The following is a 12,432-nucleotide window of genomic DNA, read 5'->3' as shown; positions in this document are numbered from 1 at the left end:
GATGAGTTATTGGGATTTGGGCAGTAATTTGGCACGAAAATTTAACACTTGTATCCTCATATCCCGCAACTCGTATCTCATATTACTCGCAACTCGTTACCCCGTATCTCGCATTCCTATCACACTTTCATCTTAATTTTATCTACATTGATAATTTTATACACCAACTCCCTGATCAGTTCAGCTTCTCCCATATTCACCGCTCCAAGTCCTTTCCCTTTCATATCAAACTCACGTAAAATAGAAATGACTCTCGTGGCATGTTTTAAAGGATAAAGTCTTGCACTTTCCGCATAATCTTTAATGAAATAAGGATTAACGCCCATCTGGGATGCAATAGTCTGTGGAGACTGCCCGGCCATCGTCTGATAGATAATAACGTTTGAAAAGTAATTGTAAAGGCTTGCCAGCATCATTACAAAAGGGTTATTCTTCGGGTTCTTTCCCATAAAATGGGCAATTTTAAAAGCAGCATTGGCATTTTTGGTCCCCAAAGCCTTTTGAAGCTCAAAAATATTATATTCTTTACTGATCCCGATATGGTTTTCAACAATGGTTCCGTCAAGAAGTTCACCTTCTTTAAGAATGATTTTTAATTTGTTGAGTTCATTGACGATTCTTGACAGGTCATTCCCAAGATATTCTGCCAGAAGATGGGAAATATTAGGGGCTGTATTGATTTTCAGTTTCGCACATTCATCTGAAATCCATTTAGGAAGATTACTTTCCTTTACAGATTCACTCAGAAAAAGAGCTTTGGCTTTATCTAAAGCTTTGGCTGCCTTTTTCCGGCTGTCCAGTTTCTTATGTTTGTGCGCAAAAACCAATACTGTAGAAGGAACAGGGTTTTCTACATAAGATTCCAAAATTCTGTTTTCCTCTTCATTGAATCGTAAATCCTGAGCTTCTTTCACAATAATCACCTGCTTGTCTCCCATCATCGGAAACTGTCTGGCCAAAGAAAGAACTTCCTGATAAGAAGTATCTTTTCCATAAGTAACCGTCTGATTGAAAGCTTTTTCGTCTTCTTCCAGAAAGTTATGCTCAAGGGCCTTCACAGCGACATCAATAAAGTAAGCTTCTTCTCCGTGGAAAAAATAAATAGGTAAAACTTCTTTATTTTTAATATTTTTGAGGATTAAATCTAATTCTTTCATCTTATAAATGGAACTTCCAAAACTGAATTTTCAGGAAACTTTTGATTTTAAATTCAAGAAAGACAAAGATAAGTTTTTTATTTATGATTTGGTTCGTAAAACTTATCTTCTGCTCACTCCTGAGGAATGGGTAAGACAGCACTGGATACATTATTACCTTACTGTAAAATCCTATTCTACATCAGCCCTGATCACCGAAAAAAAGATTGTCCTGAATGGGCTTACCAAACGTGTAGATCTTTTGATTACCGAGAAAACAGAGCCTGTTATTCTGATCGAATGTAAAGCGCCACAGATCAAATTAACGGAGAAAACATTTGAACAGACCGCCAGGTATAATTCCATTATCGGAGCCAGAGAAATCATTCTGACCAATGGACTTCAGCATATCAATGCTTATTATAAAGACGGACAGTATCAGTTTTACAGACCGGAGTAAGGAAAGACAGAGGTTAAGAAACCATACTATCACAGTCACTGGGCTTCATACCCTTCAGTTTTTCCTGATATCAATTTAACCAAGGAGTTGAAGAAAATTGGAATTGATGTTTAACTCTTTTAAATATTTTCTTAATTTTAATCTGTTTTACAATTCACTAATTCACAAATAATTAATTATGATACGTTCTATCTTATTAACCACAATGATTATGGCTTCAGGAACTCTTTTCAGTCAGAAACTTAAACCTGTTTCCTATCAGGACGGTGCACAGAAACTAAATGGTCTTATCACTTCCAATGCAGGAAAAAAACTTCCGGGAGTTTTGATTCTCCCAGCCTGGAAAGGGATTGACGAAGAAGCTAAAACAGCGGCTCTTGAACTTGAAAAACAAGGTTATATTGCTTTTATCGCTGATATTTACGGCGAAGGAAAAATTCCTGCAGACAATGAATCCGCCGCTAAAAGTTCAGGATACTACAAACAGAATTATAACGAATACCAGAAAAGAATTTCGCTTGCTTTGGAGCAGCTGAAGAAAAACGGGGCGATTTCTGATAAAACAGCTGTTATCGGTTATTGTTTTGGCGGTACCGGAGCGTTAGAATCAGCCAGAGGTCATCTTCCTGTTGCCGGAGTGGTTTCTATCCATGGAAGTCTTGCAAGGGATCAGAGCAGAAAAAATGAAGCTTTAACTGCTAAAATTCTGGTGGAAAATCCCGCTGATGATAAAAGTGTAACTCCTGATGATTACAATAACCTCATCAAAGAAATGAATGAAGGAAATGCCGACTGGCAGATTATCACATACGCTCACTCCAAACATACTTTCACAGATCCGAAATCACCGGATTATAATGAAACCATGGCGAAAAGAGCCTGGAATCATACCCTAATGTTTCTGAAAGAAATTTTGAAATAAGTCTATAATTAGGCATTCCAAGAAAACAATTTAATACCCAATAAAAAAGCAAATCCTAGGATTTGCTTTTTTATATTTTAAAAATTTTCTTAATCTACTCCTTCCTCTTCCCTGTTGACCAACTCCATAGAAAATGCAGGCAGGCAGATGGCAAGGTATTCGCAAGGTTCTGAAAATGGATTACTGTATCGGATTCTTGCTCCTTTTTCAATAAGAATACTCTGACCTTTTTCCAGAGTAACAATCTCTCCATCAATTTCAAACTGCTTTTTTCCTGAAATGATGTAAGTAAATTCATCAAATTCAGGGGTCTGGTGAGGCTCGCTCCAATCCGGAGGTGCCACCATATGAGCAATAGAAACATTAGAGTTTCCAGTAGAATTTCCCCAATGCTCTTCTATCAGTTTTCCATCGTTAGTAGGAACTATAAATGGTGAATGTTGAATTTTATATTTTTTCATATCCAGGCTTCTTTTGTGATTTCATATACAAAATTGGTTCTTGTAGGCTCTGCAAAATATGCGACTTCTTCTTCAGCAATTTTTTGTCCTCCAAGTCTTTCCAAAGCTGTCTGTGAACGGAAATTTTCTTTTCCGATATGAAAATGGACCTTATCTACAAACTGGAAAATATAATCCAGCATCAGTTTTTTAACCTGTGGATTGATTCCTTTACCCCAGGATTTTGTTCCATAGAAAGTATATCCGATGAAAATATGGCTGTCTTCTTCATCAAAGTCATAATAACGGCTGCTTCCCAATACGTCTCCGGTAGCTTTCTCAATAATCTTAAAAGCTCCGCCACTTTCCATAGCTCCTGTAAAAAATTTTTCGAAAACCTCTCTCTGATAGCGGTTTTTGTTGGGATGCTGTTCCCAGACTTTAGGATCGGAAGCTACTTCATATAAAGATTCAAAATCCCCTTGCTGTAAGGGGATTAATTGAAATTCTTCATTCTCTAAAACGGGCTGAACAGAAAAATTCATTGCTTAGCTCTTTTTAGTAGAATCTGATTCTATTTTCTTGATTTCTTTTAACTTGTCAGAAATCTTGATTACAGTATCTAATTTTGATGGTTTCAAAGGAACTTCTGCCTGAGCCATATCCCATTTGATCACTAAGTTTCCTGTATTTTCATCGGTAGGATTCAGGGTAATTTCAAACCACTCTTGTTTGTCTGCTAATTTATTAACCGGTACGGTAACATCTACAACGTCCTGTTTAGGATCGTAAGTGTAAGCTCCCCACTGTTGGAAATCTTTATTCAGAATCACTTTCCATTCTTTTTCTGTAGGAACGATGAACAATCCGTAAGTTCCTGCAGGAACTGTTTTTCCACCGAAATTAACGGACTGTCCGAAAGTAATTTTCGTAGACGAGTTAGCACCTGCTCTCCAAACCTGACCATAAGGAACCAGTTCCCCGAAAATTTTACGCCCTTTCACTCCTGGTCTTCCGTAGTCGATGGAAATCTTAGACATTGAAAACTGCTGCTCAACCTTCTGACGCGGACTTGCTGCCGGCACAGAATAATCCTGAGCAAAACTTAATGCTGAAACTGAAATGCAAACTGCTGCTAATAACTTTTTCACGTGTAAATTTTTGTTTAAAATTACAAAAATCAAAACAAAATAGCTTTCACAAACTTCGTTAAATTTTGTTTTACCGATATTTTTCTATGGTTATATTCTTTTAAGTCAATGCTTTTTAGAAATGAATTTTATCTTCGCTTTTATTCTGAGTGACTTCTAAAATAAAATAGCCTTTTCCAGTTCCAGTAATCTTTGTTTTCTCCATATCCCACCGGCATAACCAACAAGTTCACCATTAGCGCCTATCACACGGTGACAAGGGATTAAAATGGCAATCTTGTTAATTCCATTTGCTGTTCCTACGGCACGTATTGCTTTGGGATTTCCTAAGATTTCCGATTGCTGTTTATACGTTCTGATTTCTCCCATAGGAATTTCGCGGAGAAGCTGCCAGACTTTTTCCTGAAATTCAGTGCCTGTGGTAAATAGCGGAACTTCGAAGTGGCTTCTTTTTCCTTCAAAATATTCTTTCAGTTCTTCTTCCAGCTGTACAAAATGAGGGTGCTCTTTTTCTGCAATCTCTGCTTTCAAAGCTTTTGACAGAGCTTTCAGCTGTTTTTCAATATTCTTTCGATCTGTAAATTCAAGCAGACAGATTCCCTGGTCTACAGCACAGGCAATCATTTCTCCCAGTGGAGTTGATATGTTTTTTTGGTGTATAATTTCCATTAGTTTAAAATTAAGCTTTTTAGAAATTATATCTCTTTTTTAAGAAGCTAAAATTCGTTTTATTTGTTCAATATGTCTTTCATTATGATAAATAACAAAACGAAAGGTGTCTCCCAGTTTCAGTTTGATCAGTTTTGAAATACTTATACTCGTTTTTGTTCTTTCAAGATCAATATTCTGCGCTTTTTCTAATAAGCTGAGTAACTGTTTTTGCTGACTGATAAATTTCTCTATCACTGTTTTATTGAGTTGACTGTGGATAGGATTCATTATTTTAAGCGTTTTCATTTTATTCAAATTCTCTTTGGGAAGCATACTTTTAGCAAAGTAATTCCCTAGAATTCCCGGTTTGAAAATATCTTTCGGAGGAATTTTGGAGGTATCTGTTCTATTGGTGATTTCCGGAATATAGAAGTCTCCGTAACGATTGAGGTGTTCCAGGCATTCCAGCGCACTCCAACTATCTTGTGAATTTCTGAAGTTCAGCTCTTCTTCTGTTTTTAGGGTGAGAGTCTGCGCATATTCCAAATGCTGACTGGTTCTTTCCTTTAATTCATTTAATAATGCTGAAGTTGAAATTTTCATGATGTTTTTTTATACAAATATCATCATCAGATTTTTCTTAAATCTTGACTGAACTCAAGGTTTTTTAAGTCTGGACAACGTTTCCGGTGACATTCTCAGGTAATTGGCAATATATTTATTGGGAACTTCCTGAAATAGCTTTGGACTTCGTTTTAAAACTCTCTCAAAGCGTTCTCCCGGAGCATTGATCAGCAAATCTTTTTCTCTTTCGAGCTGCTGCAACACCAGATCTTCCAGAATATCCATCCAAAATTTCAGATGTTTTTCACTGGATTGTATAAACTCATAAAAATCCTTTTTTGAAGCAATTCTCACGGTTGATTTTTTAATAGCCTGAATGTATAGATCAGAGGGCTTTCCTGATAAAAAAGAGTCAAGACTGACAATAATATTTCCGGTATATCCGAAACGGATAATTCTCTCTTCATTTTCATCCATCATGAAAATCCGGACACTGCCGTTTTCAATAAAATAAATATTAGTATCCGTACTGCCTGAAATCTTAAGAAACTCATTCCGTTTGAATTCTTTCTTTTCCCAATGGATTCCGCTTTGAAACAATTTTTCAACCATTTTATTTTATTATTTGATTTTCCAAAGATAATAGGTAATTTTAATGTTTTAAAACACTAATCACTGATAATGCTCAAAAAAACAGCCCTTTTCATGCTGCTTTCTATTGGATTTTCCGGGATGAAAGCCCAGCAGACCATCCCTTTCCGGATCACCAAACACAATAATATTATTGTTAAAACCCTTGTCAACAAAAAGGATTCTCTGGATCTTATGTTCCAGATTGCAATGAAAGATTATTCAGTTTCACCCGAACGAAAGCATAAAGCAGATCATATTATTTTCAACAAAGATGAAATCAGTGACCATAATACCGTAGAAATCGGGAAAATTACGCAGAAAAACGTGCGCTTCTTTGACAATCAATTAACAGGACATGAAGCTGACGGAAAGATAGGAACCGGAATTTTTGAAGGCAAAGCATTTAAAATTGATTATGATAACAACCAATTTGTGATGTTTGATAAAATGCCGGACCTGAATGGCTACCAGCCTTTAAATATCATCTTAGATCATGATGGGTTCTATCTTGCCGGAGATAATATTATTGATGGAGATCAACAGCAGGAAGCCTATTTTGTACTGCAATCAGGATTTTCCGGAGCGATTCTATACAGTAATGAGTTTGCCGAAGAAAAGCATCTTGACAAAAAGTTAAAAGTAACCGGAGAAAAAACGCTGAAAAATTCTGAAGGGAAAACTCTAACCACCAAACAGGCCCTTCTTCCTTATTTTAAACTGGGAAAAAGTGTTTTCAAAGATATCCCGGCAGGATTTTTCTCAGGAGAACTTAAAACACAAAATGTAAGTTATCTGGGTGCCGATATGCTCCGCAGGTTTATCTGGATCTTTGATGCCGACAGGAAAATGGCTTATATAAAACCCAGCAAATACTTTTCAGAGCCTTATTACAAAATGAATTAGAATATGATAAAAACTTTAGTGCTAAAGAAGATTATAAAACCCCAAATGGTCGCTACTCTTTTATTTTTGCCATTGGCTATTGTAAGCTGTAAGAAAGAAGAGAAAAAAACAGTTACCACAGAAATACAGCCAGCGAATGATTCTCTAAAAATAGTAAAAACTGAAGAGAAAATAGATTATACCGATTTTAATATTTTCAGTCTGTCCATCATTTCATCCGCTGAAAAAGATTCTGATATGGATATTTTCATTTCTGTTTCAGATGTCTATAAAGGAGAACAGCCTATTCCTGCGGATATTATGAAAAATCAGAAGCAGATGACTTATGAGGAACGCCAGCATTTTGAGCTGGATGCTCCCAGCAGAAAAAAATTGCTTGATGGAATTCATCTTACAGAAAAAGATTCGCTATATATCTATGAGTATGGGACTAATAAACTTCAAAGAATGCCCGTTAGTCAGTTAAAAGCAGTGGCTTATCTAAGTCCTTATTCAGATGACGAAGATTTAAATCCGGATTCTTACATGATGGGATTTCAGGTAGCCACTCACCAAAAAACGACAAACTACGACCGATACAATAATGCCATCGCTTATTTTGGGAATAAAAATCCTTTCATAGAAAACAAAATGAAAGCGGTAAAATGGCAAAAAGCGAATACCGATATTTCAAAAAAATATTTTGGCCATTCAAAATTAGCTCAGGGAAAAACTTATCAGGCCCAATATGAAAACCTGACCTATTATCTTCAGGATTATCTTGAGGAAGGAAATATCACAGAACGTAAGCTTGTCGCTATTAATGATCGCAAGGAAAAGATTGCAGAAAAGGTATTCAGTCTTGCAGGAAGTGATGGCGGAGAATTTCTTCCTCTATACGGAATAGATGCTGATGAAGCTAATATTTTCCAATATACCGGTTATCTTTTCAAAGGAAAACCTCCGGTGATTTTTGGATTCCTTGCGCAGTCTTTTGGCTGTCCTTCCATTAGTTTTTTAGATAAAACGGAGAAAGATTTTCCGATAAATTGTGATAACAGGCATTAGGAACAGATGGTCTTAAAACCTAGTCATTAATTGTTGTCATTGACAACCTATAGTTTTATAGAAATGATTCAGTAAGTTTAAAATTATATAGAAAAATGAATAACAACATTCAAGAAACCGTTCAGGAGTTCCTTCAGTATCTTTCTGGGAGAAATCTGACAGAATTAACTAATTTATTTTCGGACAATGTAGATTGGTATATCCCTGGAGATGAACAAAAAGCACCGTGGCTGGGAGTAAGAAACAATAAACAGGAAATCTCTGATTTTTTTGAACTTTTATGGAAAAATACAGAACCTGTTTCTGCTAAAATTGACCATATTTTCACCGACAATGAAAATGCTGTTATCACAGGAGAATTTGCAACGAAGATGCTTGAAACAGGTAATATTGCAGAGTCTTTATTCTGTATTCAGATGCGTATTCAAAACAATAAGATTATACGCTACAGATTGCTAGAAGATAGTCTGGCTGTTTCGAAATCTTTGGAAAAGTAGTTAAAGGCTATCTGCTTTTATTGGTAACAACCACCACTATTACGGAGATTCTTCCTACGTCAGAATGACAAAAGTCGACTCATTCGACTTTTGAGATAGCTATTTATATAATTTGAAATTATTTCTCTTATGATAATAAGATTATCTTTTTTAAATCACAGCAGACGCCATCATTGACATGTAATAATTAGCACAATGCAAAGCATTAATTAAGACAATCTCTTTATCCGGGAACATTTCAAAGGAATCAGATGTGGTGATCTGGTATTCATAATTCATGGAGGTCCATTTTAAATGCGGCTTGATAATCATAAGTTCAACTCCTTCCTGATCTGTAAGGACAAATGATTCTTTAAAGATGCCTCTGTGTTTAAAAAGATAACCGTTTTTCACGCCATCAAAATAAGTCTGTACCACAATTTCACCATTCCAGTTCATCCTGAATTTTAAAAGGACTCTTTCATGATCTTTCAGCTCAATGGTAGTTCCCCAAAAGCCTTTTGGTTCCACCTGATAGCTCTGACCACTTGCAATTTCAATAACAGCATTAAATTTAAACCAACTTGTATAAGTAAGCTTTCCAATTAATTTTTCTTCTTTTGTGATTTCAAAAGATAAAGAATTGCTTGATTTTGCGTAATATTCTGCCATGGTTATATTTTGATTTGGTGGAATTCTTATTAGTTTTTAAATAATAATAACAGCTTGAATTTTAACGCTCTAATTTATAAATAATTCGGTAAACATCATGTATTTTTAAGCTAATCCTATAAAAAAATCCCACAAGAAAGCTTGTGGGATTTAAATATTTATTTTTCGAAATTACATTGTCTCCATTTTGAAGCTCATGCTTTCGATTACTTTTAGAATTGCTTCTACCGTATCCATTGAAGTTAAGCAAGGAACACCGTTTTCCACACTCATTCTTCTGATCTGGAATCCGTCTCTTTCAGCCTGCTTACCTTTTGTAGTGGTATTCACAACATACTGAACTTTTCCTTTCTGGATCAGGTCGATAAGGTTTACACTTTCTTCTCCGATTTTGTATCCGATTTTGCAAGGGATTCCTTTTTCCTCGAAGAATTTCGCAGTACCTTCTGTAGCCCAGATTCTGAATCCTACTTCATGGAATCTTGCTGCAAGAGCCGCTGCTTCATCTTTATGCTTATCTGCTACTGTGAACAGGATAGAACCGTGCATAGGAACTTTTCTTCCGGCAGCTACCAATCCTTTGTAAAGTGCCTTTTCAAGAGTAGTGTCTTTCCCCATAACCTCTCCTGTAGATTTCATTTCAGGGCCTAAAGAGATGTCAACCTTCGTTAGTTTAGAGAAAGAGAACACCGGTACTTTTACAAATACTCCTTCTTTGTTTGGAACCAATCCGTTTTTGTATCCTAAATCTTTCAGCTTTTGTCCTAAGATGGCCTTTGTTGCAAGGTTAGCCATCGGAACTTCTGTGATCTTAGATAAGAAAGGAACTGTTCTTGAAGAACGAGGGTTTACTTCGATTACATATACATTTCCTTCGAAAAGAACGTATTGGATGTTCATTAATCCGATAACTTTCAGTCCTTTTGCCAGCCTTTGTGTATAGTCTACCAAAGTATCAATTTCACTTTGAGAGATGTTCTGTGGTGGATATACCGCGATAGAGTCTCCGGAGTGAACTCCTGCTCTTTCGATGTGTTCCATAATCCCAGGAATCACTACTGTTTCACCGTCACAGATGGCATCAACCTCGATTTCTTTTCCTACCATGTATTTATCAACCAAAACAGGGTGCTCAGGGCTTGCTTCTACCGCATTTTCCATGTAGTAGGCCAATTCTGCTTCAGCGTATACAATTTCCATTGCTCTGCCTCCAAGAACGTAGCTTGGGCGTACCAATACCGGGTAACCAATTTCGTTAGCAATTTTTATAGCTTCTTCTTTAGAGGTTGAAGTTCTTCCTTTTGGCTGAGGAATTCCAAGCTCCTGAAGTGCTTTTTCAAATTTATCTCTGTTTTCAGCTCTGTCAAGATCTTCCAGTGAAGTTCCCAGGATCTGTACTCCGTGAGAGGCTAATTTATCTGCAAGGTTAATCGCAGTTTGTCCTCCGAACTGCACCACTACTCCTTTTGGTTTTTCAAGCTCGATGATGTTCATTACATCTTCTTCTGTAAGCGGCTCGAAGTATAGTTTATCAGAGATTGAGAAGTCTGTAGAAACTGTTTCAGGGTTGTTGTTGATGATAATCGCTTCGTAACCCATTTCTTTGATCGCCCATACTGAGTGAACGGTAGCGTAGTCAAACTCAACTCCCTGTCCGATTCTGATAGGTCCGGAACCTAATACAATGATTTTTTCTTTGTCTGAAACAACACTTTCGTTCTCTTCTTCGTAAGTTCCGTAGAAATAAGGCGTTTCACTTTCAAACTCAGCGGCACAAGTGTCTACCATTTTGTAAACCGGCATTACTCCATTTTCTTTTCTGAAGTTGAAAACCTCACGTTCTTTTACATCCCAAAGAACTGCAATATTGATATCTGCGAAACCTAATCTCTTCGCTTCAATTAATGTTTCTTTATCAAATTTGTTGGCAGCGATTACTTTTTCGAAGTCAACTAACTTTTTCAGTTTCCAAATGAAGAACTTGTCGATTTTACTCCATTCTACAATCTGTTCCCAGTCGTATCCTCTTCTTAAAGCATCTCCGATAATGAAAAGTCTCTCATCATCACACACTCTGATTCTTCTTTCGATTTCTTCAGCAGTAAGTGCCTCAGCCTGTTTTGTTTTTAATCCTAAATGCTTGATTCCTGTTTCTAATGAACGGATAGCTTTCTGTAAAGATTCTTCAAGGTTTCTTCCTATAGCCATTACTTCACCAGTAGCTTTCATCTGAGTAGAAAGTCTTCTGTCTGCCGTTTCGAATTTATCGAATGGGAATCTTGGGAATTTTGTCACCACATAGTCAAGAGCCGGCTCAAAACATGCGTATGTTTTTCCAGTTACCGGGTTCATGATTTCATCCAGTGTCAATCCTACAGCAATTTTTGCCGCGATTTTTGCAATCGGGTATCCTGTTGCCTTACTTGCTAAAGCTGATGAACGGGATACTCTAGGGTTTACTTCGATGATATAATACTCGAAAGAGTGTGGATCCAAAGCAAGCTGCACGTTACATCCTCCTTCAATTCCTAACGCTCTGATGATTTTTAAAGAAGCATTTCTCAGCAACTGATACTCTCTGTCTGAAAGGGTCTGAGAAGGAGCTACTACGATAGAATCTCCTGTGTGAACTCCTACCGGGTCTATATTTTCCATGTTACAAACCACAATGGCGTTGTCGTTTGCATCACGCATTACTTCGTATTCAATTTCTTTGAAACCAGCGATTGATTTTTCAATCAAACATTGTGTAACCGGGCTGTGCTTTAATCCTAATTCCGCAATTTCTTTCAATTCTACCTCATTGGAAGCAATACCTCCTCCTGTTCCTCCCATTGTAAAGGCAGGACGAACAATTACAGGATATCCAATTTCATCTGCGAAAGCAAGTGCTCCTTCTACCGTAGTCACAATATCAGATTCCGGAACAGGCTCGTTCAATTCTCTCATCAACTCACGGAAAAGATCTCTGTCTTCTGCTCTGTTGATGGCAGAAAGCTTAGTTCCCAATACTTCCACTTTGCATTCTTCAAGAATTCCTGATTTTTCAAGTTCTACCGCCATGTTCAGTCCAGTCTGACCTCCCAATGTTGGTAATAAAGCATCCGGACGTTCTTTTCTGATGATGTGGCTTACAAATTGTAATGAAATCGGCTCAATATATACTTTATCTGCGATTTCCACATCCGTCATGATCGTTGCAGGGTTTGAGTTGATCAAAATTACCTTGTAGCCTTCTTCTTTCAGAGACAGACAAGCCTGCGTTCCTGCGTAATCAAATTCAGCTGCCTGACCAATAATGATAGGTCCTGAACCGATTACTAAAATTGTTTTTATATCTGTACGTTTTGCCATTTTTCTTTTTTAATTGGGGTTAA

General features: G+C 36.9%; 14 protein-coding genes. 5 read left to right on the top strand and 9 right to left on the bottom strand.

Features of this window, described 5'->3' with window-relative positions; all coding sequences use genetic code 11:
* Window positions 1–119 precede the first annotated feature (119 nt).
* Entirely contained in the window at window positions 120–1,157 is a 1,038-nt protein-coding gene (gene holA / locus DYR29_RS00540) for a DNA polymerase III subunit delta (protein ID WP_213278743.1), read from the bottom strand.
* Between the two features lie 7 nt (window positions 1,158–1,164).
* Between holA and DYR29_RS00535 the strand changes: the two genes are divergently transcribed.
* Window positions 1,165–1,596, top strand: a complete 432-nt coding sequence (locus tag DYR29_RS00535; RefSeq protein ID WP_213278742.1) for a type I restriction enzyme HsdR N-terminal domain-containing protein — start codon at window positions 1,165–1,167, stop codon at window positions 1,594–1,596.
* Window positions 1,597–1,774: 178 nt separating this feature from the next.
* Complete coding sequence (locus DYR29_RS00530) at window positions 1,775–2,518, top strand: dienelactone hydrolase family protein (RefSeq protein ID WP_213278741.1); 744 nt, start codon at window positions 1,775–1,777, stop codon at window positions 2,516–2,518.
* Window positions 2,519–2,607: 89 nt separating this feature from the next.
* Here DYR29_RS00530 and DYR29_RS00525 read toward each other — a convergent pair whose 3' ends face one another.
* The 6 genes from DYR29_RS00525 to DYR29_RS00500 form a co-directional block, all read right to left on the bottom strand.
* Window positions 2,608–2,979, bottom strand: a complete 372-nt coding sequence (locus DYR29_RS00525) for a cupin domain-containing protein (RefSeq protein WP_213278740.1) — start codon at window positions 2,977–2,979, stop codon at window positions 2,608–2,610.
* A complete protein-coding gene (locus tag DYR29_RS00520) occupies window positions 2,976–3,503 on the bottom strand; it encodes a GNAT family N-acetyltransferase (RefSeq protein ID WP_213278739.1) in 528 nt (175 codons plus the stop codon). Before DYR29_RS00520 ends, DYR29_RS00525 begins: the two co-directional genes overlap by 4 nt.
* 3 nt (window positions 3,504–3,506) lie before the next feature.
* A complete protein-coding gene (locus DYR29_RS00515) occupies window positions 3,507–4,109 on the bottom strand; it encodes a DUF2911 domain-containing protein (protein WP_213278738.1) in 603 nt (200 codons plus the stop codon).
* Between the two features lie 156 nt (window positions 4,110–4,265).
* On the bottom strand, window positions 4,266–4,778 hold the full coding sequence (locus DYR29_RS00510) for a methylated-DNA--[protein]-cysteine S-methyltransferase (RefSeq protein WP_213278737.1): 513 nt from the start codon (window positions 4,776–4,778) through the stop codon (window positions 4,266–4,268).
* 39 nt (window positions 4,779–4,817) lie between these two features.
* A complete protein-coding gene (locus DYR29_RS00505) occupies window positions 4,818–5,363 on the bottom strand; it encodes a DinB family protein (RefSeq protein WP_213278736.1) in 546 nt (181 codons plus the stop codon).
* A gap of 54 nt (window positions 5,364–5,417) precedes the next feature.
* Window positions 5,418–5,936 carry a Crp/Fnr family transcriptional regulator gene (locus DYR29_RS00500; RefSeq protein WP_213278735.1) on the bottom strand — a complete coding sequence of 173 codons (519 nt, stop codon included), beginning with the start codon at window positions 5,934–5,936 and terminating at the stop codon, window positions 5,418–5,420.
* A gap of 69 nt (window positions 5,937–6,005) precedes the next feature.
* Here DYR29_RS00500 and DYR29_RS00495 point away from each other — a divergent pair, with 69 nt between their 5' ends.
* The 3 genes from DYR29_RS00495 to DYR29_RS00485 all read left to right on the top strand — a co-directional run bounded on the left by DYR29_RS00495 (window position 6,006) and on the right by DYR29_RS00485 (window position 8,404).
* Window positions 6,006–6,860, top strand: coding sequence for a hypothetical protein (locus DYR29_RS00495; protein WP_213278734.1), 855 nt, complete (start codon window positions 6,006–6,008; stop codon window positions 6,858–6,860).
* Between the two features lie 3 nt (window positions 6,861–6,863).
* Entirely contained in the window at window positions 6,864–7,907 is a 1,044-nt protein-coding gene (locus DYR29_RS00490; RefSeq protein WP_213278733.1) for a hypothetical protein, read from the top strand.
* A gap of 95 nt (window positions 7,908–8,002) precedes the next feature.
* Window positions 8,003–8,404 carry a nuclear transport factor 2 family protein gene (locus DYR29_RS00485; protein ID WP_213278732.1) on the top strand — a complete coding sequence of 134 codons (402 nt, stop codon included), beginning with the start codon at window positions 8,003–8,005 and terminating at the stop codon, window positions 8,402–8,404.
* Window positions 8,405–8,554: 150 nt separating this feature from the next.
* On the opposite strand, the gene DYR29_RS00480 is transcribed toward DYR29_RS00485, so the two are convergent.
* Window positions 8,555–9,055, bottom strand: a complete 501-nt coding sequence (locus DYR29_RS00480; protein WP_213278731.1) for a hypothetical protein — start codon at window positions 9,053–9,055, stop codon at window positions 8,555–8,557.
* Window positions 9,056–9,226: 171 nt separating this feature from the next.
* Complete coding sequence (carB, locus tag DYR29_RS00475; RefSeq protein WP_213278730.1) at window positions 9,227–12,409, bottom strand: carbamoyl-phosphate synthase large subunit; 3,183 nt, start codon at window positions 12,407–12,409, stop codon at window positions 9,227–9,229.
* Window positions 12,410–12,432: the final 23 nt, after the last annotated feature.

The organism is Chryseobacterium indologenes (genome assembly GCF_018362995.1).
In the GTDB taxonomy this organism is placed as follows: domain Bacteria; phylum Bacteroidota; class Bacteroidia; order Flavobacteriales; family Weeksellaceae; genus Chryseobacterium; species Chryseobacterium indologenes_G.
The sequence above is the reverse complement of the archived record's forward strand: the minus strand, read 5'-3'. Positions and strand labels throughout refer to the sequence as shown.